The organism is Alteromonas sp. NFXS44 (assembly GCF_040148705.1).
GTDB lineage: Bacteria > Pseudomonadota > Gammaproteobacteria > Enterobacterales > Alteromonadaceae > Alteromonas.
The window spans coordinates 326,007-351,912 of record NZ_JAGDEA010000001.1 but is presented as its reverse complement, the minus strand read 5'-3'; the positions used below and the strand labels follow the sequence as shown (position 1 = coordinate 351,912).

Genomic DNA, 25,906 nt, shown 5'->3' with positions numbered 1-25,906 from the left:
TAATACGTGAATCCGGTTATCAGAATAACAGGTGAATTATGACGATAGCCGGGACTTTAACTGCCTGACTTCGTCAACAATGGATATCAAGTCACCCATGTCCAGAGGTTTAACCAGGTGATGATGAAACCCTGCCTCCTGCGAACGTTTGATGTGAGACGGTTGACCCCAACCTGTCTGGGCCACAAAAACGGAATGTTCCAGCTCAGGCATCTCACGTAATGCGATACATAAATCATAACCGTTCATACCAGGCATCCCGATGTCCAGCAGGATCAAATCCGGAGAAAAATTTTCGACGGCTTTAAGTGCTGATGGTCCATCTTCGACAACCACTACATCACAACCTTTGGCCTCAAGGATCCATCCCATGGTAATGGCAGCATCCTGATTATCATCAGCAATCAGTACTGTTAACGGAGAAGAATCCGCCACGTTATATCCGGGCTTTGATGCCGTAGCCTTCTGAGTTTCACGCTTATGAACATCGATTCGGGGTAAAGAGACGGTAAACGATGTTCCACTGCTGTCGCTTTGCACAGATACATTACCACCGTGCATTTCCACAAGGCGCTTGACCAGTGTAAGACCAATGCCCAACCCACACTGTGAACGCTCAAGCACGCCTTCGACCTGAGAAAACATAGTGAAGACTTCGTTCAGCTTATCAGAAGGTATGCCTATGCCATTATCCCGGATTTCAACATTAATCAGAGCGCCGGCAGGCGCTACATCAATGCTAATCTGACCGCCGGGTGGTGTGTATTTAGCTGCATTATTGATAATGTTAGTAAATATCTGAGCAAGCCGCACAGAATCACCGTTTACCCACACAGTTTCTGCAGGATAGTTGATTGATAATACATGATGATTTTCGTCAATAAAGGGCTGCGCTGTCTCTAGTGCATCATGAATGACGCTGCAAATATCAAGCGGTTCACGCTCCAGTTTAATCTTTCCTCTCGTGATCCTGGATACGTCCATCAGGTCGTCCACAAGGCGAACCATTTGTTTCACCTGACGCCCCACTAATTCAAATGACTCATTTTTCTTTTGTTGTGAAAACTGATCGGACTGCAGGATTTCAAGGGCATTCCGGATAGGAGCCAGCGGATTGCGCAATTCATGAGCTAATGTCGCAAGAAACTCATCCTTTCTTTTGTCTGCATCTCTTGCAATTTTTTCTGCTTCATACCGCTCTGTAACGTCGCGGGTTGAACCTGCAATGGCCTCTACATTGCCCTTTGCATCAAGCACGGGTACGAAAATGTAGTCATACATACGAAGGCCATGGGCGCCATGATAAGGCACATCCCTCCTGATGGGTTGCTTTGTCGCGATGACCTGCTCAATTTCCTGCATATGCCTGTCAGCATGCCATTTCTCGTAGTTGAGCTCGTACAACGTTTTGCCCACTGCTTCGTCCCACGTTATTCCCCAGATATCGAGCAATGCATCATTGACGTAAGTAAACCGCCCGGAGAGATCGAAGATATACACAGGATCGGGGCTATTTGATAGAGCAGCCTCGTATAACCGGCGCTGCTTGTGGAGAGCCTCGTTTTGTTCACTCAAAGGCAGGTTATGAGGATCATCAGTGCTTTGAAGGCCAGCCGGACAAGCCTGAAGCGTGATACAAAGCGTTTTCTCATCAAGGGCGAATATTGTCAGAGAACTGCGTTCAAGATCTGTAATTGTGTCAACATTTATACTTAAAGAGCCGCCTTCAGCCGCGACACTCCCGAATGCGTCAGTAAACAATGCAAGACTTGAGGGAGAGATAACATCAGAAAAAGATTGATGCAGAACTTGTGTGAAATCCTGTGGCAAATACCTTTCAGCAAACCGGTTCAGATAAACCACTTTGCCGTGTATATCAGTCAGGACAATGGCAGAAGGAAAGTTATCTGCGAAGCGTTGTGCATGCTGCCCGAATAAGTTGCTATTGTTTTCTTCCAATACGGATACGTTCAAGTACTACTCAATATAGTCACCATCAATACTGTATCCTAGACCAGAGAATTGAACTATGCGATCAATTTACCGCCAATATGAGCAATTACTATCCTTTCGGGTATTCAGCGGCTGCGCCACAGAACTTTGCCAATGATATCAGCCGGTTTTACCCAGCCTATTTGTTCAGAAGTGATTGATTCAGCAATATTGTCGCCTCCCAGATAGAGCCCGAGTTCAGGTTCTGCAGAAATAACCCTTTTGATGAGCAGACCGCGGGTCTGACAACGAAAAGCGACAATGTCGTTAATGCGGGGGAGTCGCCAGAACAGATGGCGCACCAGCACGAACGTACCCGCACTCAGTGCCGGCTCCATGCTGCGGCCATCGACGACGAGAAGTTTCAGCATCAGGCAAGTTTAGGATAGACCACTTGCTCTGCAGGCGGATACGGACACGTTGCTGTAAAGGTTGCAACATCTTTAGAAGACCAGAAGTATTCTGCAAACTGATTGACCAGATTAAGCAGCTCCACACCTTTGTCGCGACTGGTATGTTGCTTACAGGCAGAACCGGCCATCATGATTTTGTGTGCCAGTTCATGAACATCAGGGTATTTTTCGATTTGTGGCGCTTTAAAATAGTCGCCCCAAATCACTCTGATTTCTTGCTTTACCTTTTCCGCATGAATTTCTTTTTCACGTACAAGGCGAACAAGCTGAGCCGGATTTTCGCCATTTAACTCTTCAATCAGGTCAGCAAAGCGGATAACACTCAGCGCAGCCAGCTGTGCGCTGACGGGATCATAAATTTTGCAGGGAATATCACAGTGGGCACTGGCGCGCTCGAAATTGACCAGAGCATCCACTTTTTCAAGTAACTGGTGGATCATAGTTAATCTCCCTGCGTTAACGACTGGCGCTTGACGACTTTGTAAATCGCAAAGGCACACGCTACGGCCGCTGCGGCAATGGAAGCATAAAACAGAACATGAAGAACTGTACTCGTCCAGTGGGCGTGATCATGGCCGGGGTGTGCCCATAAAAAAGGGCTGAACAGAACCAGCGATAACGCCAGTTGAAGCTTTAAAGACAGGTGTCTTAACATGCGGATGCTCCTTGTTAATTAATGTAGAGACCTTTGGTGGGTACTGATGTCGTCAGGTTTTATGGCGATGAAAGCAGGTCTCTGAAATTCTTCCGCTTCGCCGTGTCGCTTTTTAAACAGGTAGAGTTGCTCTGAGGCAATACGCTTGCCCCAGACGGGCGCTGTTTCTGCAGGATTCTCCCTTTGAAGATGTTCAACATGCTGAAACACGCTGGTCAGCGCATTCAGAGCGAAGAGCCGATAGCCGTGCCGCTCGTAAAGATCGGCCAGATTGTGATAGCTCACCAACAAGGCGCCGATGGCAGGCCGGATGCAGGGTTCGCTTTCGACCATGGCAACGGCTAATTCGACTGCGCGTAAATACTTAAGCCGCGCGCCTTCGAAAACATCCGCGTCAAAGTCTCTGTTTCCGTCTTTAATGACCCGCTCCCAGATAACGTAATGAGCATGACATTCCTTATTCATAACCTCGCCATCAGGCATGCAGCACCGCCACATTGTAATAAGGCATGGTTGAAAGCAATCCGGCAGCCCGTATTTCAATGGCGCTCTTATAATGAACCAATCCGAGTTTGTTGTAGGCATCACTGAGCAAATCACCGAGCGACTCAAGCTTCAGCCGCATGGCGTCATTATCTCCACCGTCGACTTCCAGCAAAATGGCCGCAATATCAAACGCACACCCGAGATAGGCAATGGCTTCTCTGTACTGGCCGTCGGCATATAACATTGAGCCCTGATATTCATCTCTTGCCAGAAAGTGCACAGCCTGTTCCGGGTGGCTGTACACCCATTCAGTGTGTTTTGGACACAGGAAGGTAATATCCATAATGACATCCTCTACGGTGAACAAGATTAGGTGATTTCCCGTTTTCTTAGTCTACCTTAGATGCGAATGGATAATAATGCAAATGATAATTGTTACTATTTGATGGTAAATTTTACACCTCTGCTGAGCGCCTGGGATCAGACCTCAAACAGGAAGTAATATCCGAACCCAACCAGGAAAGCGGGTATGCCAGAATAGAGCGTTGCCAGCAGCGCAGCGCGGGGAGAAAGCGCAATAGCCGGAAACAACGCGTCTCCGTCGTTACTGATTGCGTTACCCAGTTGCGCAGAAAACGGCAGTGCGCCATTGAGGTATAGCGTGGTAACAAGTATTTGCGGACCACAACCGGGTAAGAAGCCGATAAGGATTGCCAGTGCCACGGCACTTACCCCCATAGACTGAAATACATCGACTAAATCTACGCCAAAAACAAGCATACTGATCTCAAAAAGCATAAATGCCATGATCACCCACACCAGCACGAATTGAGTATCCAGTGCTGCTTTTCGTTTCCAGTCAGGTGGCTGTGACCCCGGATCTTCACTGGTTAATGAGTAATATCCCGTGCCCACACTTCCCGTAGCCCAAAGCGTAACACTCACAATTGCGAGAACAGCGCCTGACAGGGTGAGTTGTTGCTCAGAAACAGGTAAATAGTCAGCAGGACTAATTTGCAGAGCCAAAGCCATGGCGATAAGCAGAACAGGAATACTGATCACCAGCCAGAAACGTGTTGCCAGGCCAGTCAGTGCTTTACTTACTCTCATGGACGCACAAGTGTGACTGTCGTCCTGAGGACTGCTAAACTCATCTTCAATAAGTTCAGGCCGGTAGTTGTGAAAACGGTTCACAATGATTCCGGTAAGTGACCCCACCACCATGCCGGCGGCCATCACTGTGAGACCGTCTGCCGGCTGCCGGGCCAACAGTAAAAATGCCGCATCACCCATTGTACTGGTGAGCACCGCCACAACGGAACCGAAGCTTGCTACCCCTCTTGTGTATTGAGTAACAACAATGATTGCGCCACCGCAACCGGGTAAAGCCCCCAGAAAAGCGGCAATGAAGACTTCATAAAACGGATGGCGGGCAATGAACCGGCTGATGGTCTCTGCGGGCACCCGTAATGTACACAGGTAATACAACGCCAGAGATGCGTAAACAAAAGCCCCCACCTGAAAGAACGCGTCAGCAAGAACCTGCTGAGTCGTCTCACGGCTGAAAGGCCACCATAAAAAAGAAAGCAGAATAACAGGCAGAAACAGACGCTTGTTCACAAGCCAACCGCGTGATTTCAGTGCAATACGCATCGTTTGCATTGTAGAAACAGATTCATTCATTTTGCTTCTCAAAAGCCTGTCCGCAATTTAACCCATTGATATGGATTACCCCCGAATAGAATCATAGGATCAGCTGAGATAAAACTCAAATAAAAATCATTATCATTAAGATAGCAGTTTGAGTCACGCCGCTCAAACCATGAAAACGGCTCATACAACCATTAATTAATATCAATATTCATCATAGTTAACTCGCCCTACAATCAGCTCAACACATTAAATGTTAGTTTTTGTTTTGAGCATGGGGCACCAGACTATTATGAGTAGCGATTTCACTTATTCCATTAAGACCGTTCGCTTTGATGAGCACTACTCTCCTGCGGACGAAACACGTCTTACCACGAACTTTGCAAACCTGGCCCGTGGTGAAGCCCGCCAGGAAAACCTGCGCAAAGCAATCAACATGATAAATAACAACTTCAATAGTCTGGCACACTGGGATAACCCTAAAAAAGACCGGTATTCCGTTGAGCTCGATATCGTGCATGTCGACGTTGATGTTGAAGGCAATGGTGAGACCTTCCCGACGATTGAAGTATTGAAAACCAGCGTTGTCGATCATTATACGAATAAACGTATTGAAGGCATTGTGGGTAACAATTTCTCATCTTATGTGCGCGACTACGATTTCAGTGTGGTGTTACGCAAACACAATGAGGGGAAAGACCATTTCTCTGTACCGGATAACTATGGTGAATTGCACGGAAAAATGTTTCAGGACTTCATCAGTTCCGGCGCTTATAAAGAGAACTTCAGTAAACCGCCGGTGATCTGCCTGAGTGTTTCAGACAACAAAACCTATCACCGGACCAGTAATCAGCACCCGGTGTTAGGCACGGAATATAAACCTGATGAAACATCGTTAACGGAGCAGTATTTCAGAACCATGGGCATGAAAGTTCGCTATTTTATGCCTGTTAACAGCTCGGCACCCTATGCGTTCTTTTTCTTCGGTGATCTGTTGAACGACTACAGCTTACTGGAGCTCATCAGCACGCTCAGCACCATGGAAACCTTCCAGAAGATTTATCGTCCGGAAATCTACAACACGAATTCTGTTGCCGGTGAAGTGTACAAGCCAAGTTTAAGAAATCACGATTATTCCGTTACTCAAGTGGTGTACGACAAAGAAGAACGTGCCCGCCTTGCCATCGAGCAGGGCAAATGGTGCGAAGAGAACTTCATTCAGAAACATCAAAATACGCTTCAGCAATGGGCCTCCGGCGTTACTGCGTCCGCATTCTGATTTTAAGGTACAGGTAGTATTACAATGACAAAATTATTCCCGACCTCCACCGCAGGAAGTCTGCCAAAACCATCGTGGCTGGCGCAACCTGAACAGCTCTGGTCTCCATGGAAACTTGAGGGAGAAGCCCTCGCTGCAGGTAAAAACGATGCCCTTAGGGTGACGCTGCAAGAACAGGAAAAATCAGGTATCGATATTGTCAGCGACGGTGAACAGACCCGTCAGCACTTTGTCACAACCTTTATTGAAAACTTAAGCGGCGTTGACTTTGAAAATAAAAAGACAGTCAGAATTCGTAACCGCTACGATGCCAGCGTGCCCGGGATCGTCGGCCCGGTAAGCCGTCAGAAACCTGTGTTCATTGACGATGCTAAGTTCCTGCGGGCGCAAACCGATCGCCCTATCAAGTGGGCACTTCCCGGTCCGATGACCATGGTTGATACCCTGTATGATGATTATTATAAAGATCGTAAAACGTTGGCTTTCGAATTCGCAAAAGCGCTGAACGAAGAAGCTAAAGAGCTTGAAGCCGCCGGCGTGAATATTATTCAGTTTGATGAGCCAGCTTTTAACGTATTCCTCGACGAGGTCAATGAGTGGGGGATCGAAGCGCTGGAAAAAGCCTGTGAAGGCTTAAAATGCGAAACTGCCGTTCACATTTGTTATGGCTACGGCATTAAAGCCAATACAGACTGGAAAAAAACACTCGGTGCAGAGTGGCGTCACTATGAGAAAACGTTTCCTGCCATTCAGCAATCAAGCATCGACATTATTTCTCTGGAGTGCCACAACGGTCGTGTGCCCTTTGAAGTCCTTGAGTTACTAAAGGGTAAGAAAGTTATGGTCGGCGCCATTGATGTGGCTACCCAAGAAATTGAAACGGCTGAAGAAGTGGCAGCGACTATCCGGGAAGCTCTGAAATACGTTGATGCGGACAAGCTTTATCCTTGTACCAACTGCGGCATGGCTCCTCTTTCCCGTGATATTGCGAGAGGTAAGCTTGAGGCCTTAGCAGCGGGCGCTGATATTGTCAGAAAAGAGTTGTCTGCTTAATATCCGGTTTTTCTTAGTGATTGAAGCACATTAACCGTCTTAACCGGTAATGTGCTTCCGGTGTATTTTGCTCAGCAAGTGAGATTTATAAATTAAATGCTGACAAAGCATGGGCGGATTGCAAGGTAAGTAATACCCGCTGCTCCGGCACCACTTTTAATTCGTGAGACACCCTGGCACTCACAGCTTCACCCGAATCCAGTACAGCGAACAATAATCTGCTGCCACCTTCAAAGCGACTACGTAACACCGTCGCGTTTGCTTGCTCCGGCTTTTCGGTAATAATCACATCGTCGGGCCTTACCAGCAATTCCACTAATTCTTGCTGATTGTCAGCAGAATAAACCGGTGCGCTGCCGATAGCGGTTTCTACTTCATTGCCGGAAATACGCCCTTTGAGAAAACTGGCTTCACCAAGAAAACGTGCAACAAATTTACTGGCCGGCTTTTCAAAACACAGCTCTGGTGTATCCAGTTGTTCAAGCACACCTTTATTTAAGATACCCACTCTGTCACCGACCGACAGTGCTTCATCCTGATCGTGGGTTACCCAAATTGCCGGTACACCCGCCTTCTTAAGCGCGTCGCGAATATCCCAGCGTAAACTGTCTTTTAATGCGGCATCCAAATTGGAAAGCGGTTCGTCGAGTAATACATAAGCAGGCTCATGTGCCAGCGTTCTGGCCAGCGCCACCCGCTGCTTTTGTCCACCGGATAACCGTGAAGGCTTGGCGTGCCGGAAGTCACTCAGACCCAGTAATTCCAACCAGTGATCTGCCAACGTATTGTCTTTCAATCTGAACTGAACATTTTGCTCTACGGTGAGATGGGGAAAGAGTGCAAAGTCCTGGAACACCATCCCCACGTTGCGTTTTTCCGGTGGCACCTGTTTCTCTGGTGTGGAAACCCATCCATCCAGAGCAATTTTTCCTTCAGTTACGGGGATCAAACCTGCCAGAGCCTGCAGCACTGTTGTTTTTCCACAACCGGTGGGGCCGACTAACATTAAGATCTCGCTTTCATTAAGCTTGAGATCTAAATTTCGCACTACCCGATTAGTTCCATAATCGACTGATAAACCATTAACTTCTAGCATCAGGAATGTTGACTCTCGTTAACTGAAAATTCTGCTTTTCGCTCACCGGTGAGCATCAGGATCAACCCGAGCCCGGAAATAAACACCAGACATAAACCCGGTACGGCGGCACGTCCGAAATAGCCAGCTTCATAAACACGCCACAGGTACGTTGCTAACGTTTCAAAACCTGTAGGCCCGAGCATCAATGTTGCCGGTAATTCACGCATAACTTCAAGGAAAACCAATGCGGCACCGGCTATCATGCCCCGCGCAGTCAGAGGTAAAGTAATACGCAAAAACGCTTCTCTGGGCGAAGCCCCCAGTACCCGCGCAGCGTTTACCAGGCCACCATCCTGATTTTCAGTAGTACTGCGAACTGTACTCACAGCCAGCGGCAAAAAGCGCAATACATAGGCAATCACCAGCAATCCCAGCGTCTGATACAGTACCGGAATTTGTAATCCGAGATAAACCAGCGCTGTGCCCATTACAATGCCGGGGACACCGAATCCAAAATACGTTATACGCTCAAAAAATCGTCCTACCCGGCCGGCAATAGCGGCATGGGCAACGGGAATCGCCAGAATGACTGCGACGACCGCGGCCATCATGGATGCGTAGGCGGAATTCCATGCATAGGTAATATCAAAGCCTTCTGCTCCCTCCCGGGCCAGCCACAACACAAAAATGCCAAGTGGAAGAACCAGAGACAACAGAATAACCGGCGAAAACAGACCTGCGAAACCTAGACTTTTCACCGGATGAACGTGAATTTGGATGTGTTTGCCCGGTCGTTCTTTAGCACCACGGATTTGAGATTCGATGAAGAGAATAAGCACGACTATCAGCATTAACTGCAGCGATAGCATGGCTGCCTGACTGAGGCCAAACGCGTTGTATTCCACGAATATTACCCGTGTAAATGTGTCCAGCCCCATGATTGCCGGCGTCCCGAAATCCGATAACGCATACAGCCCCGCCAGTAATGCCCCGGCGGCAATACTGTTTACGACCCGTGGCAAAACGATGCGCCAGATACTGGCAGCTAATGACAGCCCTAATGTACGGGCAGCGTTTATCTGACTGGCATCAAGGCTGAGCAGCGCGGAACGGGTGGTCATCATCACAAACGGATAGGTGTACAACGTCATGACCAGCCCTGCCCCCCACAGTCCTTCCAGGGATGGCGTGGTCAAACCGGTAAAGCTCTCGATTTCGCCGCCCCGGCCGAAAGAAAAATAGAGGGTAAATGCGCCAAGGTAACTTGGCATAGCCAGCGGTGCTGCAAATAAGATTAGCCACAGCCGCTTTAAAGGCAAACTGACATATGCTGTGAGTAACGCCAGGGGCACCCCGACCATCACAGCCCCTGCCACCGTGAGCCCCATCAATGCCAGCGTATTCATTAATACAGTGATATTTCTGGTATCAAAAAACGCGGCATCATCAGAGGCAAGTGAAAATAAAACCCCGACGGGTAAAATTGCAATCACCGCAATGATGATTGCAAAGGGGTACGATTTAGGCAGGTTTTTCACAGAACGCCAACATTCCTCATCAAGTCTAATGTCGGTCTTATATCAGCTAACTTACGAAGATCCAAATCAGGAGGAGAAATACTGCTCAGAGGCGTGAGACCATCAGGCGGCGCTACGCCGCCGACCAGTGGAATTTCATAGGCTTCAGATGCCAGATAAGATTGCACTTCTCTGGTCAGCAGGTAACGGATAAAGTTTACCGGTAAATCACCTTCAGTGAGCGAAATAATGCCGGAGGCATTCACCAGGCAACCCGCATCACCTTTTGTGTAAGCAATATCTACGGTGGCATCCGGCTTGCCGGACTTAAGCCTTAACGTGTAGTAGTGATTGGCAAAACCCAGGTCCACCTCACCACGCTCAACGCCCATCACCACACCGAGTTCACCGGCATATTTCTTCGCCCGGCTATTCACGCCTTTCAGCCAGCTGGCTGTTGCTTTCTCACCTTCGAGAATGCGCATCGCTGTGACAAAAGACTGAAAAGAGGCATATGCAGGTGCCCAGCCCAGTTTCAAATCTGTGTCGGCAAGGGCCATCACACTGTCAGGGATCTGGTCTGCACTCACCCGCTCAGTGTTATAAGGTAAAGTGCGGATACGTCCGGTTACCGGCGACCACATAGGGTACTGAAAACCCGGTTTCAGCTGATTGACCACGTCGTCTGGCAGGGGCTTTGCCAGCCCCTGATCAGTAATCATACCTATAGAACCGGTATCTACTGCCCAGAACAAATCCGCCCGTTTCACGCCGGCTTTAGCTTCGGCGACCAGCATATTGGCCAGCTCTGCCGTCGCACCGCGACGAATTTGTAAATTCAGTTCCGGGTTCTTTTTCTTGATCGCTTCAAGGACATTTTCGTAAAGTCCGCCCTCGCCTCTGCCAAGATAAAGCGTGAGGTCGCCTTTCAATTTTGGCAGTGAATCAACAGATATCGCGGTTGCCGGATTAGCGAAGGACATGCCTGGTAACAGCCCGAGACCGCCAGCTAAACCAGCCAGTCCCAGGCCCCGGACGAATGTTCTGCGTTGCATAGTGATTCCTTAAAACACGCTCTTACGATTTTTCTCTGCTTCTGCCAGCAACGCATAGGCTTTATCTAACTTAACCTGCATGGCGTTGACAACTTCACGCACTGCATCCACGCCTTTGTCTTGCTCGATAGCTTGCGGTAAAGATACGTTAAAATCTTTCTCAAGATCTTCAACCAGTGGCGCATCCAATTCAATTAGCGCACCTTCAATACCTTCAAAACGTTGCAGGTAAGTATCAAATACCAGTGTGGTTGCCACTTCAGACAACTGTTCTGCATACTTTGCTACTACGCGGTCAAGACGTACTTTAATGTCATCAATGACTTCTGTTGGCGTTGTCGGTTCAGCTTCGGTGGTCTGAACCTGGTCGATAAGCCCTTTTTTCTGATATTGAGAGGCCAGTTTCACCGCCCCAAGGCCTTGCCATAGGGCGTGTACCAGCTTTACCTCTTCAGCACGGACAGCTGCCGTAGCGGCCCCGCTATCGATGGCTGTTTTTACACCGTAAATGCCTTGCCAGATGGTGGCATAAACAGGCACATACTGGGTTTCAATCGCTGAATGGAAATCTACTTCTTCCCAGTACTCAATCATAACATCAGTATCAACTTTATCTTTGCCCTGCTTTTCATAGGCATCAACGACGGCACCAAATTTATCTTCCAGCCACTGCACTTCTTCTGCGTATTCGCCCAGGTGCGCGTGAAGGTTATTTACGTGATCTCCGATAGCACCATTTGCTGATACCTGAGAAGAAAAACTGCCGATAGAAAGTGCCAGCACCAGGGCAAGTTTACAACGGGCTGATCCTGAGAAAGTCATGATTAATCCTTAAATGTTCATTTTTGAAAATGATACTTATTATCAATTAGCAAGTAAAGCCATAGACGTTATGTGTTATAACAGTCAAACATACTCTGTCGCAGGAGAGAATCCCTTGAATGCAAACACAAGTGAATGCCGCAATGAACGCAGCAAATGGGTGAAAGTAGCAACAGGTGCTGCGGTGTGCGTGGCTTCCCTGCTCTGCCTGGTAAAAATCGGTGGCTGGTTTATCACTGGTTCTGCTGCCATTCTCGGCTCACTTGCCGACAGTGGTATCGATTTACTGGTTAGTGTTGCAGCCGCAGGTGTGGCCTCATATGCCGCCCTGCAACCTGATACCAATCACAAATTCGGACACCATAAAGCAGAAGCGTTATTCGCCCTTGGTCAGGTCGCTCTGATAAGCGCTTCGGCATCGCTGGTATTGTGGGAGTCGGTGCATCATCTTGTGGAACCGGAGCCGGTTACCCGACCTGACATTGCGGTTGGCGTGCTTCTGTTTTCGCTGATTGCAACCATTCTGCTGGTATCATTCCAGACACTGGCATTAAAGCGCACCCGTTCATTAATCATTCAGTCTGACCGGGCTCATTACATTGGCGATATCTTTGCTATTACCGGTGCGCTGCTGGCAGTATTCACAGGCAGTTACTACGGGATTCCAAGACTGGATGCCGTGGCCGGTTTAACAATGGGATTATTTCTCACACATTCCGCCTGGCAGGTGACAAAAATAGCCATTCCCCAACTCATGGACGAAGAGTTGCCTGAAGAAGATAAAGAAACCATAAAACAAATTCTTGAAGCCAATCCCAACGTTCTGAGCTATCACGCTTTGCGTACCCGCCGCGCCGGTGATAAGAGCTTTATACAACTCGACATTCAGCTCGATGCCGGACTATCTTTCCGCGAAGCCCACGACATCACCGATGAAGTTGAATTGCAGATAGAAGGTGCATTTACCGACGCCGACGTAATTATTCATGCTGATCCCGAGGGCGAAGCCAGACTTGAGCGCAGGGTCATCGAGGACGTAGAAGATTATCCGGCGTCCGGTTCACAGTGATCAGGAACATATCATGGAAATAAAAACAATTATCATTTGATTTTAACTTAAGGTAAAATTAAGCGCTTTCATACTTGCTGCCCCTGGCGATCCACGGTAGTCACTCTTCTAAAACCAAGTATAAGATTATGTTTTCACGCTTCAGAGACAGTATGACCTGGCTGCACACCTGGACAGGCCTGATATTGGGCTGGTTGCTGTTCGCTGTGTTTGTTACCGGTACGCTGGCTTTCTTCCAGTTTGAAATAACCCGATGGATGCAACCGGAGTTGACTCACCCGGCCACTCCGGCCAATGCTGTCGCCAATGCTCAGGCCTTTCTGCTGAAAGAAGCCCCCGACTCACCTCGCTGGTCTATCGGCGTGCCGGGTGAACGGGACACGGTGTCCACACTCTTCTGGCGGGCCAGTGACGCCGGTCCCCGTGGTTTTAAAAGAGCAACACTGGATGGCACCGGACAGGAAGTATCCGTCAGAGAGACCCGTGGCGGCAACTTTCTATACCGCTTCCATTTTGATCTTCATTATATGCCGGTGATCTGGGCACGGTGGCTGGTCAGCATAGCTGCCATGTGCATGTTTATAGCTCTCATCTCCGGCATTATTATTCACAAGAAAATCTTTAAGGACTTTTTCACCTTCAAATCAGGCATGGGTATGCGCAGCTGGCTGGATGCCCATACGCTGACTTCCGTGCTGGCCGTGCCCTTCCACCTTATGATCACCTACACTGGCCTGGTCACCCTCATGCTGATGATTTACGGCTGGGCCATGAGCACCACGTTCGGTGACAGGGGCAGTTATTTTGAGGCCGTTGAAGCCAGGCAGGCGCAACCTGCTGCCAGCGGTATCAGGGCGGAACCGGTGAATTTACAGGCCCTGTTCGACGACGCGCAACAACGTTTGGGCGGCGCTGAAATTACCTTTATCGGGGTTGATAACCCCACAGATCAGAACGGTACCATCGAATTTATGGAAGTACCGGCCAACGGGCTGATTTCTCCGTACCGCCGGCTTGTCTATTCCACTGCCACCGGGGAACTGTTGTCGACCCGCGCAGTCCCCTCCGTGGCAGAGCAAACCCGCAGAACCATGATTAATCTGCATGCCGGCCGCTTCGCTGACTGGTCACTGCGCTGGCTGTATTTTATCTCCGGTATCACAGGCTCAGTGATGATTGCTACCGGCCTGGTATTGTGGAGTAAAAAGCGGGAAAAGAAAGCGCCTCACAAAGGTCATCAATGGGTACGGGTTTTAAATGCAGCAACCATTATGGGCCTGCCCTTTGCTGTGGCCAGTTTCTTTCTTGCCAACCGCGTTTTACCGGAAACACTCGCCGGCCGTGCGCAATCAGAAATTGACGTATTTTTTGCCGGCTGGCTCATTGTGCTGGTGATGTCTTTGCTGACCGGCGAACACAAGCGGTGGCGCTACTCAGCCATGCTCAACGCTGTGACTTTCCTGCTGCTGCCACTGCTAAGTGTGATAACTGTGGCAAAGCATATTGGTACTTATCAGTTCCCGGAAGACAGTATTTTACTGGTGATGGATATCTGCCTGGTGGTGACAGGCTGCCTGTTCCTGTTGCAGTGGAAAATACTGAACAGGAAGCACCATGAAGCCATCGAAACAGAGGTGGGGCACTATGCAAAATAGCCTGTTTGTCTGGCGCCTGTTGCTGGCCGTGTTCGGGAGCTTTGTACTGGTTTCGTTGCTGTCTGTTGCGCTTACCGGACTACTTTTTCAACTGTCTGATATTGATAAAGCCGTAACGTTTATCTGGTGCATGTTATTTGGCTTTATTGCCTACAGTGTGCTGGTGATGTGGATTATTGCCACCCGTAAGCTGCTGCGTACCAGTGCTGTCGTGCTCTTATCAAGCCTGAGTTGCTGGCTGTTTATCAGCATAGGGAGCAACCTGTGACCCTGCTGTCTTTGCTTTTTTGTACTGTGGCATTCTGGTGTCTGGCCGCCGCCATGCCCCGTAACCGCAAATTTTTGATTTCTCCGGCTTCCGTTCCTTTGTCAGACAATACCCTGAAATATGCCGGATTTCTGTTTTTAGCCCTCTCGCTAATCCTTTCCTGTGAAAGTGAAGGCATTGCTGAGGGCATCGTTTACTGGTGCTACGAAATGACCGTCGGCGCATTACTGGTAGCCCTTTACATATCAAATAATCAGAGGCGCAAAGCCCCGAAATAACTACAACACTTTGGAGACATTATGAAAACACCTGAAAACCGCTTAGCCCCCGTGGCAACGGCTGTAATGCTGTCACTCACACCCGCTCTGGCGATGGCGCAGGAAGCTGCTCCCGCCGGTGACACCCTGGAACACGTTGAAGTGACCGGTAAATATACCGTAACAGAACGAATCGATACGGCCACAGGTCTGGGCCTGACGCTGCAGGAAACGCCGCAATCAGTGAGCGTTATCACTAAAGAGCGTATTCGTGACCAGGCACTGGATACCGTCATTGACGTAGTACAAAACACGACAGGTGTGTCTTTCCGCATGGTGGATAACGTGCGGAACACCCTGCAGTCCCGTGGTTTCGATATCACCACTTACCAGATTGACGGCGTACCGTTACCCTGGAGTCTGGCGGCGGATTCCGGTGAAACTGTCGCAGATGTGGCGATTTTTGAGCGGGTTGAATTTGTACGCGGTTCTACCGGCCTGCTAACCGGTGTGGGCGATCCTTCCGGTTCTATCAACCTGGTGCGCAAGCATGCAGACAGCACAGATTTAACGGGTGACGTGAGCTTTGCACTGGGCACCTGGAACAATTTTGAAGTCATGGCAGACGTATCAACCGGACTGAATGACGAAGGCACACTTCGTGGCCGTGTAGTGGCCAAGTATGAAGACAGTGAATCGTACCTGGACATCTTCACCAATGAATCTACCGTGCTTTACGGTGTTGTTGAAGGTGATATCACCGACAAAACACTGGTGCGCGTAGGCATGAGCTACCAGAATAACGTACCAAAAGGTAACTTCTGGGGTGGCCTGGTAGGTTTATACAGTGACGGCACGCCGACAGACTGGGACGTATCAACCACCACGTCTGCTGACTGGACCCGCTGGGAAACGAAAAACACCAACATCTTTGCCAACGTAGAGCACACCTTTAACAACGGCTGGGAACTGCGTGTTAACTATAACCGCATGGATTACAAAAAGCCGGATGTCAGATTGCTGTACGTGTACGGTTCGCTGGATAAAGAAACCGGGGCCGGCCTTATTGCATGGCCTTACCGTGCAGAGGGCGAAAGCTCACTGGACAGCCTGGATATTCAGTTAAAGGGTGACTACAAGCTGTTTGATACCATGCATGAGTTCGTTATTGGCGGTTTGTACAGTGACCAGTCTGCCATCGCTGAAACCTACTCTGTTGTGAGCAGCGATCCCCTTGCCATCTCTGATTTCTACACCTGGGGCAATGAGTGGAGCGAGCCGGTATGGACTGACGCGCCGGACACCGTTGCTCAGGACATGGATACTGAACAGAAAGGCTTTTACGCCGCCACCCGTCTTAACCTGACAGAGCAGTTAAAAGTGATTGCCGGTGGACGGATTGCCAGTTGGGAACGTTCCGGTAACAGCTACGGCACCCCTACAGATTTTGGTGAAACCGGTGTATTTATTCCTTACGCCGGCCTTTTGTATGACGTAACAGAACAGCACCGCGTTTACGCAAGCTACACCGATATTTTCCAGCCTCAGAATGCGGTAAACCGTTACGGTGAATACCTGGATTCCCTGCAGGGCGTTACGTATGAAATTGGTATGAAAAGCCGTTTCCTTGACGAGCGTTTAAACACTGCTATCTCGGTATTTAAAATTGATCAGGATAACCTGGCTCAGGACGACATCGCTGAAGACGGTACGCCTTATTACGTTCCTGACTCGCCGGCCACCATTGCCCAGCGGGAAGCACAGGGTACTGAAAGTACCGGTTTTGAAGTGGAAGTGGTGGGTCAGCCCGTTGATGGCTGGAACATCAATGTGGGCTGGTCACAATTTGAAGCCGAAGATGCGGAAGGTTACGACGTTAACCCAAGCTATCCACGTAAGCAGTTCAAACTGTTCACTACCTACAACTTTATCGACAGTGTGCCCGGCCTCACCATTGGTGGTGGTGTGAACTGGATGGACGAAGTATCGCAAAGCGGTGTTACCCAGGAAGCCGTTGCCATTACAAACCTGATGGCAAAATACAGCTTCAGCGACCGGGTGGACGTTCAGCTTAACGTAAACAACCTGTTTGACGAAGAGTACTACAACTACATCTCAAGCAACGCGCAAATCCAGTATGGTCAACCGCGTTTCACACAAGTGAGATTTAACTACTCGTTCTGATAACGGACAGATACGCCCGGCACATGCCGGGCGTTTTATTTATTCTGCTGACTGGCTCTGCTGAGAACTGCTTTCTAATAATCTGGCAGCGGTATATTCGTTTGTGATGAGACCGTTTAGCAGCCCTGATTTTAACGCGCCGTTTATGGCTGCGATTTTTTCTTCTCCGGCCGCAATGCCAATAATGGTGGTTCCGGCGAGATCCTGCAGCGACATACTGGTGACACACCGGTTAATAGGACTGTCTATTAATTGCCCCTGACCATCAAATATCCAGCTTATCATTTCACCTGCCGCACCGGCAGTTTCCAGATTATCAAGCGTGTCCTTTGCTATAAACCCGTCGATATGTAGCGGTGACACGGTCCCCAAATGACCTATCCCGACGAAAGCAACATCAGCTTTCAATGCCAGCGCTCTGACATTACTGACATGGGGCAAATTATGCCATTGCTGCTTGTCCTCCTCAGAGGGCGCAATAACCGGCAATGGCATGGGAAAGTGTCTGGCTCCTGCCCGTTCTGCGACGTGCACGGCGACATCATAACGGCTGGCAGATCCATCATGTGCAATATTACCCACCAGCGAAACAATGTTGTGCTGAGGGCATTGCAGTGCTGTTAACTCGTCGGCGCAGGCCCGCAGAATTCTTCCGGTACCAAGAGCGACTGTTCTCGGGTGCTGACCTTTAAGATACCGTTCCAGTTCGGCTGCGCCTGCCTGAGCCAGACCTGCTGTTGAGTGCGGATTATCCGCATCACTGGGCACAACTTCGCACTGTTGTAACCCGAAAACCTCTTTCAACTGACTTGCCAGTTCCATACACCGCTTCACAGGGTGCTGGAGGCGTACCTTGATCAATCCCTCTGACACAGCAAGCGCGACAAGCCGCTGAGCAGATTGTCTGGATGTATGTAACTGTCTGGCTATTTCATCCTGTGTTTTTCCGGCGACATAATAGAGCCAGCCAGCTCTGGCAGCATCTTCGTATTTTTGTTGAGCTGCAGATAAAGTAGATGACATGGGCGCCTCTAATCTTTTATCAGTTCCGGGAACTGAGCTTTAAAATCGTGCCAGTTTGCCAGCGTCTCAGATGGTTTACCATCGGTTTGTTGCAAGTGACTGCCGCCGGTGAAATGCCGCCAGTGCATGCCGGCCGAAACCGCAGCCTGTAATCCCGGAGCAGAATCCTCAATGACCAGACAATGCGCGGGAGCCTGACCGGCACTGGCCGCTACATGTAAAAATAAGTCCGGTGCAGGCTTGCCCCGGGCAACGTCTCCGGCAGTAAAAATCTGAGGTTCGCTGAAGTACCGGTTAAGCCCTGTCGCTGCCAACGCCACAGACGTCCGCGTCCGGCTGCTGCTGGTCGCCAGTGCATAAGGTACTGATAAATTTGACAACACTGTTTCCACACCGCTCACCGGCTGCAGACGCTCAGTGAACGCAATTTTCAGCTTCTCATCAAAATCAGCCTTGATTTGTTCTGTCACGGTTAACTGGAATTGCTCCGCCAACATGTCTTTTACATGACCGAAGCTGCGTCCCAAAAAGTGCTGCTGAAAAAACGCTGTCTCCAGTGAGATATTCTGCTTTGCAAGCAATTGCTGCCACACTTGCATGCTCAGGACTTCGCTGTCGATGAGCACTCCGTCACAATCAAAGATCACCATTGAAATACTTGCCACAGCACCTCCTAACAGCTTTTCAGCCGGTAGTATGTTTCATCTGCACGCACGCTGCGCGCACTACGTTGTAACCTGCAGGTTACGGAATAGCAAAAAAATCGTATGGAAGACAGCTTCCTTTGTTAACGACATGTTGACTTAATCAGCACAATCCGGGAATATGCCCACACAATTGGCATTTGCCAAAAAACATATGATGCGGCGACTTTGTCTATGACCAGAAGCAGTAACGAAGTAAATCTACATCAACTGGAAGAAGAACAGCTTCCGGTTGCAAAACATAATCTGAAAGGCTGGCGACATTTTCTCGGCTTGTATGCCGGTGAACATGTTGCAGCCTCTGAATTCGTATTCGGCGCAACCTTTGTTGCTCTGGGTGCCTCAATGACAGATATCCTTATCGGTCTGTTGATAGGCAATATTCTGGCTGTACTCAGCTGGACATTCATCACCACGCCGATAGCAGTGGAAACCCGGCTCAGCTTGTATACATACCTGCAAAAGATCGCCGGCGACTCTATGACCAGACTCTATAACTGGGCAAACGTGATTATTTTTACTGTCATTTCAGCAGCTATGATTACGGTTTCAGCAACAGCAGTACGTTTTGCTCTGAATATACCGGCCCAACTTAACTGGTATCCCACTAACCCGTGGTTCGTTCTCGTTGTTCTGGCTGTGGGAATCATCGTAGTGCTGGTTGCCATGTATGGATTCAACGCAGTATCCAATTTTTCAGGGATCTGTGCCCCCTGGCTTTTTGTCATGTTTATCAGCGGACCGCTCGTCCTCATGCCGGAACTGGCCAATGCCGTTACCGGTGATACGCGGGTATCAGACTGGGCTGAATTCATGCACATCGGCAGCATTTCAGTATGGACAGGACTCGATGCCAACGGCAATCCCGGCATAGGCCTGATGGAAGTTATCGGGTTTTCATGGGCAGCCAATACGATAACGCATTTCGGCTTAATCGATATGGCACTGTTACGCTATGCAAAAAAGCGGAGCTACGGTCTGTGCACCTCGGCGGGCATGTTATTCGGTCATTATATCGCCTGGATTTCAGCCGGTATCATGGGCGCTGGTACAGCGGTACTGGTACAAAAATCAATCACAGAGCTGGACCCGGGAGACGTCGCATTTCATGCATTGGGCTTGTCAGGTCTGGTGATTGTTATCGTAGCCGGATGGACAACAGCGAATGCCAACCTTTACAGAGCAGGCCTGGCTGCCCAGGCGATTTTTAGCAATCACTCCCGGAATAAAACCACGTTTATGGTAGGAATAGTCACTGTCGTCATTGCCTGTTTCCCGTTTGTTTTCACCAAATTACTTCCGCTGTTAACTTACGCAGGTTTGTTAGTGGTGCCGGTCGGCGGCATTGTGTTTGCCGAGCATTTTGTCTTTCCCCGCCTGGGTTTGACACGCTACTGGGCACACTACAGAAAAATAACCCACAGTAAACCCGCTGTTACCGCCTGGGCAGCAGGTCTGGTATTCGGTTTCGGACTTAACGCGCTGGATGTTATCTCTTTCTATTATCTGTTTTTGCCGACCTGGATTTTTACCATCTTGCTCTACACCGCATTGGCGAAACGTCATGGTGCAGCAGAAAAATACCCGCAGGAAGAAGCAGACTTACGCACCTACGATGAGCAGGTCGAAACCTTTCAGGCAAAACAAGCTGAACAACTGCCTGTACAGCAAGACGATAATTCGCTCTTCACGAATGTCCTCACTGTGCTTGCCCGGGGAAGCCTGCTAATCACGGTACTGCTTGCCGGCTATACCATGTTTTTCTCAGCCGGAATGGAGCAATACGTTACCAACCGTACTCTGTTTTTCAATGCCGGATTTGGCTGCACTCTGGCCTACTTCGCTTCTGCTTACTGGGCAATGAAACGCCGGCAGCGCACTTCTCTTTCTTCATCTGTGGAATAACTATGTCTGTTCAACCTGTAAATCTTAACAATGCGGCTCTCTCTTCATTGCCGCCCCACATTCTTCGTCCTGCCTATGACAGGGCAGCATTACGCACGGGCATTGTTCATGTAGGGGTCGGTGGTTTCCATCGCGCTCATCAGGCTTTTTATACCGATCAATTCATGGGCAAAAGTGGCAATACGAACTGGGGGATCTGTGGTATCGGCCTGAGAGAAGGTGACAGTAAAATCCGTGATGTGCTTAAGAAGCAGGACTATTTATATTCCTTATTAGTGAAAGATCCGGAAGGTTGCGCATCTTTACAGGTCATCGGGTGTATGACCGGTTTTCTGATGGCAAATGAAAACCCGCAGGCCGTTATTGATAAAATGGCCAGTCCGGACACGAAAATAGTCTCACTTACGATTACCGAAGGTGGATACAACTTTATCCCCTCTACCGGCGAATTCGATTTTTCCCATGCTGATGTACAACATGATCTGGCCAATCCTGATTCACCCAGGCTGGTATTCGGCTATCTTGCCAGCGCTCTGAAACAGCGCCGGGCATCCGGATTTGCTCCGTTTACTGTGCAGTCCTGCGACAATATTCAGCACAATGGTGATGTAACACGAAAAATGCTGACCAGCTACATCAGGTCTTACGATGAAGAAATGGCAGACTGGGTGTCAGAGAATGTCGCTTTTCCCAATGCCATGGTTGACCGCATTACGCCTGTCACCACAGCAGATGATATTGCTCAGGTAGCAGCGTTGGGTCTGATTGATGAGTGGCCTGTAACCTGCGAACCGTTTCATCAGTGGGTTATTGAAGAGCGCTTCTCTGACGGCCGTCCCGGCTGGGAGAAAACAGGCGCTCAGTTTGTGGAAGATGTAACGCCTTATGAAACCATGAAAATCAGGCTACTGAACGCCGGCCACACGGTATTGGGTATCCTAGGATCACTACATGGCTTTTCTACGATTGATGAAACTGTCGCTCACCCTGCATTTTCCTCTTTTGTCCGTCGCTTCATGGACACGGAAGCCACACCGGTGCTTTCGCCGGTAGCAGGAATTAACCTGGATGAATATAAGAATACTCTGATCGCCCGCTTTGCAAATCCTTTTATTAAAGATAGCCTTACGCGGATTTGTTCCCAGAGCGCTTCTAAGATATCTACCTTTCTGGTACCCACGATTAAGGAAAACGTAGAGCAAAAAGGACAAACAGAATGCGCGGCACTGGTTATTGCAGCCTGGTGCTATTACAGCTACTACCGTGCAACACAGCAGGGAACAGCTTTAGAGGTGATTGATGATCACGCAGAAATCCTTCAAAGCGTTGCCGGAGGCTCTGAAAGTCAGGCCAGAGCATTTATCGGATTAAGCGATATCTTTGGAAATCTGGCAAAAGAGTCCGCTTTCGCGGACCCTTATTTGCAGTATGTCAGTTCACTGTTTAACGGTGAACCGTTTCAGGCGCTGATGACTAATTAAACCGGTAAGACAAACTCACCATGTAATTACGTGGAGTGCCGTAACGGAACGAACTGAACTGGCCTACCTGCGTGTAGTATTCTTCATCTGTCAGGTTATCAATATTTAACTGCAGATTCAGATTGTCGCTGATGGCGTAACGCGCCATCAGGTTGGTCAGCACGTACGCATCCTGCGTGAAGCGGCCGGCAACGCCGGCGGGGTTAGTGCCCGTTGACCAGGTTTCGTTCTGCCAGTTAAATCCGCCGCCCACAGTCAGTTCAGGCAAACTCTCCACAAACTGATACGTGGTAAAGAACTTGAACTGCTTTGTGGGATTGTCGGTGTTGATGTCATTCCCACCGGCATCTTCAGCATCGTACTGAGAATAACCCGCTGTGATGTTCCAGCCATCAACAGGCTGACCCACCACTTCCACTTCAAAGCCCTGACTTTCTGTTCCTTTTGCACCGTAGTAAGCCGTTAATTGCTCCGGCGTCGGCACAAAGTCAGTATCAACCTGCGCTAAGTTGTCCTGCTGAATATTGAAAATCGCCACGGTGGTATGAATGCGGTCATCGAGGAACCGGCTCTTCAGACCAATTTCAGCACTTTCACCCACCAGCGGGTCTAACAGATTACCATCAGCGTCACGCTGGCTCTGAGGCTCAAATATTTCTGTATAGCTGGCATAAACACGATGGTTTGGCGTGATATCGTAAAGTGCACCGGCGTAAGGAATGAACTCATCGTCGTTGCCGTAATTAACGTCACCGCTCCAGTCAAAGCCGGTACGCTCCCAGGTGGCAAGTCGTGAACCAAAGATAAACTTCAGTGAATCCGTTGCCGACAAACGTGTTGCCGCGTAGTAACCACGCTGCATCGTTTCGATACCCTGAGTTTGAACACGCTCATCTTCCCACTCAGGCTCCGGCAATCCGGCCCAGTCAAAATAGTTGCCTACATCAACAGAGTCCCAGCCGCTGCTCATGTCACCACCGATAGGATCTTGCGTGAAGGTATCTGCCTGCTGGTCGCTGTACAGTGCGCCCAGTACGAAGTCGTGCATTTGATCGAACAGGGTAAATTCACCACGCAATTGTACATCGTAGCTGTCCTGGCTTGATTTTCCGTCACTGCGATAGCGCTGTGCGCCCAGGCCCAAACCGGTTTCCGGGTCGACGTTGCCAGACATATACAACAAACGGGTATCACTTTCGTACTCAATACGATTGTAGTTCGCCACCAGGTCCCAACCGTTGGAGAAGGTGTGATTTAACGAAGCAAAATAGTTGGTATTCGTGGTGTGCCAGCGGGTCCAGTCTGCGGCAGTGGTTTTAGACCGGTCCCAGTCTGTGCGGCTGCCGTCAGCAAAAAACGTGGGGATTGCGCCCCAAATCGTACCTTTCGGATCGCTGTCCTGATAACTGATACCTGCGCGAAGCAGGGTATTTTCGCCCACATCGCCTTCCAACACACCGTAAAGTACGGTTTTGTCGTCTTCATAAAAGTCTACGTGGGAGTCGCCGGAAAGGTAGCGTCCAACGAAACGGCCACGGATTGAACCATCTTCATTAAGACCATTAGAAACGTCTGCGGTAAATCGCTGCGTGTTCCAGCGACCTGCGGCCACATCGACAAAACCGGATAATTCTTTGCTGTCTGCATGCTTGCGCACCAGGTTAATAGAAGCCGACGGATCGCCAACCCCGGTGAGTAAACCGGTGGCACCACGAACAAATTCAATACGTTCGTAAATGGCAGTATCGGCGACTGTCTCACCCTGATCGCCCCCTAAACTCCACGATGTAGGCACACCATCAATTTGATAGCTGTCGATACTGAAACCACGGGAATAAAAAGAGCTGCGCACGTTATCGGTTTCTTCAGCACTAACACCTACGGCATTGTTCACCGCGCCTAAAATCGTTGTGATGTTTTGATCCGACATACGCTCAAAAGTCAGAATCGATACAGACTGCGGCGTTTCCTGCAGTGTAAGACCTAAACCGGTTGCAGTACTGACAGTCCGGGCAATGCTGTACTTGCCGCTGACTGTAATCACTTCCAGTTCGCTTTCGTCTGCAGACTCAGCGGCGTTTTCCTGTGTTTGCGCAAAGGATAAAGGATTGTGCAGCGCGAAAATAACCGCTGCTGAAATAGGGAGAAGTTTCTTTTGCATTTGAATCCTCAGGGAAAGACAAGTAGACCCGCTCTCTTAACCGGACGGGTTGAATAGGACGGCGGGACTCTATCACGGCAGAAACTTTAATGATAACGATTATTATTTAACTAAATGTTTAGTATTCTTAAATATTAATTCCTTATATTTTAAACGGTTGCAGAACAACAACTTTGCACCGCAACTATTTACCGTGTTGAATGAACCCAAACCGGCATATTCATAGTATGCTCGTTAAGCAATGTGTTACCCCTTACCCCGAACAAGGATAAAAACAATGTGCGACAACCATACAGAATCCGACATTCACGATTTTAAGAAAAACGGCGGGCAGTTAAACCGTCGTGACTTCAGTAAACTCGTAGGATTAGGCGCTTTGTCTTCCGCCTTTCCTCAATTTGCCATGGCCTCCGGTGAGGTACAAACGCAGCAGGTAATGGTGAACACACCTGATGGCGTAGCCGACTGTTTGTTGGCGAGCCCGAAAAGCGGCAAACATCCTGCAGTGGTAATGTGGCCGGACATTATGGGTCGCCGGGCGTCATACGATTTGATGGGTCAGCGCCTGGCTGCCGCCGGATATGCTGTGCTGGTGGTAAACCCCTTCTACCGCGATGTAAAAGGTGCTGCCCTGCCCGATGGCATCAGTTTCCCGGCACCGGAAGCCCGTGAAATTTTAGGTCCCATGCGCGCTAAGCTCACACCGGATAACACCAATTCTGACAACCGCGCCTTTTTCGATTTTTTAAACGAACAGTCTGTTGTGGATGCAAGCGCACCAAAAGGCGTGCTGGGTTATTGCATGAGCGGCACCTTTACGATGTACGCTGCTGCCGCTTTCCCTGAAGAAGTGGGCGCGATTGCTACCTTTCACGGCGGCGGTCTGGCCACGAAAGAAGACGACAGTCCCCATTTCACCGTTGCGGCCTCAAAAGCACTGGCATTACACGCCATCGCAGAAAATGACGCCCAACGCAGTCCGGAGATGGAACCCTTACTCGTTGAAGCCTATAAAGAAGCGGATTTGCAGGCAGACATTGCGGTGTATCCCGGCACGCTGCACGGCTGGACGCCACCGGATTCAAAAGTGTACAACGAAGAACAGGCCGATGCTGCATGGAACAGAATGCTGAAGATCCTGGACAAAGGCCTTCACGCCTGAAGAAAAAATACGCCTGGCGGATAAGAGGCAATTAAAA

Annotated in this window: 24 protein-coding genes; 10 read left to right on the top strand and 14 right to left on the bottom strand. The window is 49.4% G+C overall.

Annotation, left to right across the window (positions count from 1 at the left end; all coding sequences use genetic code 11):
* Window positions 1-36: 36 nt before the first annotated feature.
* From J3369_RS01530 to J3369_RS01500, 7 genes are all read right to left on the bottom strand, one after another.
* The gene (locus tag J3369_RS01530; RefSeq protein ID WP_349582966.1) at window positions 37-1,974 is read right to left on the bottom strand and encodes a PAS domain-containing hybrid sensor histidine kinase/response regulator; all 1,938 of its coding nucleotides are present in this window, start codon (window positions 1,972-1,974) and stop codon (window positions 37-39) included.
* A 104-nt stretch (window positions 1,975-2,078) separates the two neighbouring features.
* Window positions 2,079-2,363, bottom strand: a complete 285-nt coding sequence (locus J3369_RS01525) for a S26 family signal peptidase (protein WP_303573415.1) — start codon at window positions 2,361-2,363, stop codon at window positions 2,079-2,081.
* Complete coding sequence (gene sodN / locus J3369_RS01520; protein WP_349582962.1) at window positions 2,363-2,845, bottom strand: superoxide dismutase, Ni; 483 nt, start codon at window positions 2,843-2,845, stop codon at window positions 2,363-2,365. The genes J3369_RS01525 and sodN overlap by 1 nt, the downstream gene beginning before the upstream one ends.
* Window positions 2,846-2,847: 2 nt before the next feature.
* Window positions 2,848-3,060: a hypothetical protein gene (locus J3369_RS01515; RefSeq protein WP_303573413.1), complete on the bottom strand. Its 213-nt coding sequence runs from the start codon at window positions 3,058-3,060 to the stop codon at window positions 2,848-2,850.
* A gap of 18 nt (window positions 3,061-3,078) precedes the next feature.
* Window positions 3,079-3,543, bottom strand: a complete 465-nt coding sequence (locus tag J3369_RS01510; RefSeq protein ID WP_303573412.1) for a DUF2753 family protein — start codon at window positions 3,541-3,543, stop codon at window positions 3,079-3,081.
* Window positions 3,536-3,889: a hypothetical protein gene (locus J3369_RS01505; protein ID WP_303573410.1), complete on the bottom strand. Its 354-nt coding sequence runs from the start codon at window positions 3,887-3,889 to the stop codon at window positions 3,536-3,538. Before J3369_RS01505 ends, J3369_RS01510 begins: the two co-directional genes overlap by 8 nt.
* Before the next feature lie 137 nt (window positions 3,890-4,026).
* Entirely contained in the window at window positions 4,027-5,229 is a 1,203-nt protein-coding gene (locus J3369_RS01500) for a putative manganese transporter (RefSeq protein ID WP_349582958.1), read from the bottom strand.
* 259 nt (window positions 5,230-5,488) lie between these two features.
* Here J3369_RS01500 and J3369_RS01495 point away from each other — a divergent pair, with 259 nt between their 5' ends.
* Window positions 5,489-6,475, top strand: a complete 987-nt coding sequence (locus tag J3369_RS01495; protein WP_349582956.1) for a DUF1852 domain-containing protein — start codon at window positions 5,489-5,491, stop codon at window positions 6,473-6,475.
* A gap of 24 nt (window positions 6,476-6,499) precedes the next feature.
* Window positions 6,500-7,528 carry a methionine synthase gene (locus J3369_RS01490; protein ID WP_349582953.1) on the top strand — a complete coding sequence of 343 codons (1,029 nt, stop codon included), beginning with the start codon at window positions 6,500-6,502 and terminating at the stop codon, window positions 7,526-7,528.
* Window positions 7,529-7,613: 85 nt separating this feature from the next.
* Here J3369_RS01490 and J3369_RS01485 read toward each other — a convergent pair whose 3' ends face one another.
* The 4 genes from J3369_RS01485 to J3369_RS01470 are packed head-to-tail and all read right to left on the bottom strand — an operon-like array spanning window position 7,614 to window position 12,000.
* Window positions 7,614-8,624 (bottom strand): ABC transporter ATP-binding protein, encoded by a 1,011-nt coding sequence (locus tag J3369_RS01485; protein WP_349582950.1) that lies wholly within the window; start codon window positions 8,622-8,624, stop codon window positions 7,614-7,616.
* On the bottom strand, window positions 8,624-10,144 hold the full coding sequence (locus tag J3369_RS01480) for an ABC transporter permease (RefSeq protein ID WP_349582948.1): 1,521 nt from the start codon (window positions 10,142-10,144) through the stop codon (window positions 8,624-8,626). Before J3369_RS01480 ends, J3369_RS01485 begins: the two co-directional genes overlap by 1 nt.
* Window positions 10,141-11,178 carry an extracellular solute-binding protein gene (locus tag J3369_RS01475; RefSeq protein ID WP_349582945.1) on the bottom strand — a complete coding sequence of 346 codons (1,038 nt, stop codon included), beginning with the start codon at window positions 11,176-11,178 and terminating at the stop codon, window positions 10,141-10,143. Before J3369_RS01475 ends, J3369_RS01480 begins: the two co-directional genes overlap by 4 nt.
* A 9-nt stretch (window positions 11,179-11,187) precedes the next feature.
* A complete protein-coding gene (locus tag J3369_RS01470; RefSeq protein WP_349582942.1) occupies window positions 11,188-12,000 on the bottom strand; it encodes a hypothetical protein in 813 nt (270 codons plus the stop codon).
* Between the two features lie 115 nt (window positions 12,001-12,115).
* Here J3369_RS01470 and J3369_RS01465 point away from each other — a divergent pair, with 115 nt between their 5' ends.
* The 5 genes from J3369_RS01465 to J3369_RS01445 all read left to right on the top strand — a co-directional run bounded on the left by J3369_RS01465 (window position 12,116) and on the right by J3369_RS01445 (window position 17,433).
* On the top strand, window positions 12,116-13,069 hold the full coding sequence (locus J3369_RS01465; protein ID WP_349582939.1) for a cation diffusion facilitator family transporter: 954 nt from the start codon (window positions 12,116-12,118) through the stop codon (window positions 13,067-13,069).
* Window positions 13,070-13,197: 128 nt separating this feature from the next.
* A complete protein-coding gene (locus J3369_RS01460; RefSeq protein ID WP_349582936.1) occupies window positions 13,198-14,724 on the top strand; it encodes a PepSY-associated TM helix domain-containing protein in 1,527 nt (508 codons plus the stop codon).
* The gene (locus J3369_RS01455) at window positions 14,684-14,992 is read left to right on the top strand and encodes a hypothetical protein (protein ID WP_349582934.1); all 309 of its coding nucleotides are present in this window, start codon (window positions 14,684-14,686) and stop codon (window positions 14,990-14,992) included. The genes J3369_RS01460 and J3369_RS01455 overlap by 41 nt, the downstream gene beginning before the upstream one ends.
* Window positions 14,989-15,270 carry a DUF3325 domain-containing protein gene (locus J3369_RS01450; RefSeq protein WP_349582931.1) on the top strand — a complete coding sequence of 94 codons (282 nt, stop codon included), beginning with the start codon at window positions 14,989-14,991 and terminating at the stop codon, window positions 15,268-15,270. Before J3369_RS01455 ends, J3369_RS01450 begins: the two co-directional genes overlap by 4 nt.
* Window positions 15,271-15,291: 21 nt before the next feature.
* Window positions 15,292-17,433, top strand: a complete 2,142-nt coding sequence (locus J3369_RS01445) for a TonB-dependent siderophore receptor (RefSeq protein WP_349582928.1) — start codon at window positions 15,292-15,294, stop codon at window positions 17,431-17,433.
* Between the two features lie 39 nt (window positions 17,434-17,472).
* Here J3369_RS01445 and J3369_RS01440 read toward each other — a convergent pair whose 3' ends face one another.
* Both J3369_RS01440 and J3369_RS01435 read right to left on the bottom strand, forming a co-directional pair.
* Window positions 17,473-18,456, bottom strand: coding sequence for a sugar-binding transcriptional regulator (locus tag J3369_RS01440; RefSeq protein WP_349582925.1), 984 nt, complete (start codon window positions 18,454-18,456; stop codon window positions 17,473-17,475).
* A gap of 8 nt (window positions 18,457-18,464) precedes the next feature.
* A complete protein-coding gene (locus tag J3369_RS01435; RefSeq protein WP_349582922.1) occupies window positions 18,465-19,121 on the bottom strand; it encodes an HAD family hydrolase in 657 nt (218 codons plus the stop codon).
* 213 nt (window positions 19,122-19,334) lie between these two features.
* On the opposite strand from J3369_RS01435, the gene J3369_RS01430 reads away from it, so the two are divergent.
* Together J3369_RS01430 and J3369_RS01425 are read left to right on the top strand one after the other, a co-directional pair.
* On the top strand, window positions 19,335-21,065 hold the full coding sequence (locus J3369_RS01430; RefSeq protein WP_349582919.1) for a purine-cytosine permease family protein: 1,731 nt from the start codon (window positions 19,335-19,337) through the stop codon (window positions 21,063-21,065).
* A 2-nt stretch (window positions 21,066-21,067) separates the two neighbouring features.
* On the top strand, window positions 21,068-22,546 hold the full coding sequence (locus J3369_RS01425) for a mannitol dehydrogenase family protein (RefSeq protein ID WP_349582916.1): 1,479 nt from the start codon (window positions 21,068-21,070) through the stop codon (window positions 22,544-22,546).
* Here the strand turns inward: J3369_RS01425 and J3369_RS01420 are convergent.
* Complete coding sequence (locus J3369_RS01420) at window positions 22,539-24,707, bottom strand: TonB-dependent siderophore receptor (RefSeq protein ID WP_349582914.1); 2,169 nt, start codon at window positions 24,705-24,707, stop codon at window positions 22,539-22,541. The genes J3369_RS01425 and J3369_RS01420 overlap by 8 nt on opposite strands.
* Before the next feature lie 277 nt (window positions 24,708-24,984).
* Between J3369_RS01420 and J3369_RS01415 the strand changes: the two genes are divergently transcribed.
* A complete protein-coding gene (locus J3369_RS01415; RefSeq protein WP_349582911.1) occupies window positions 24,985-25,869 on the top strand; it encodes a dienelactone hydrolase family protein in 885 nt (294 codons plus the stop codon).
* The last annotated feature ends 37 nt before the right edge of the window (window positions 25,870-25,906 follow it).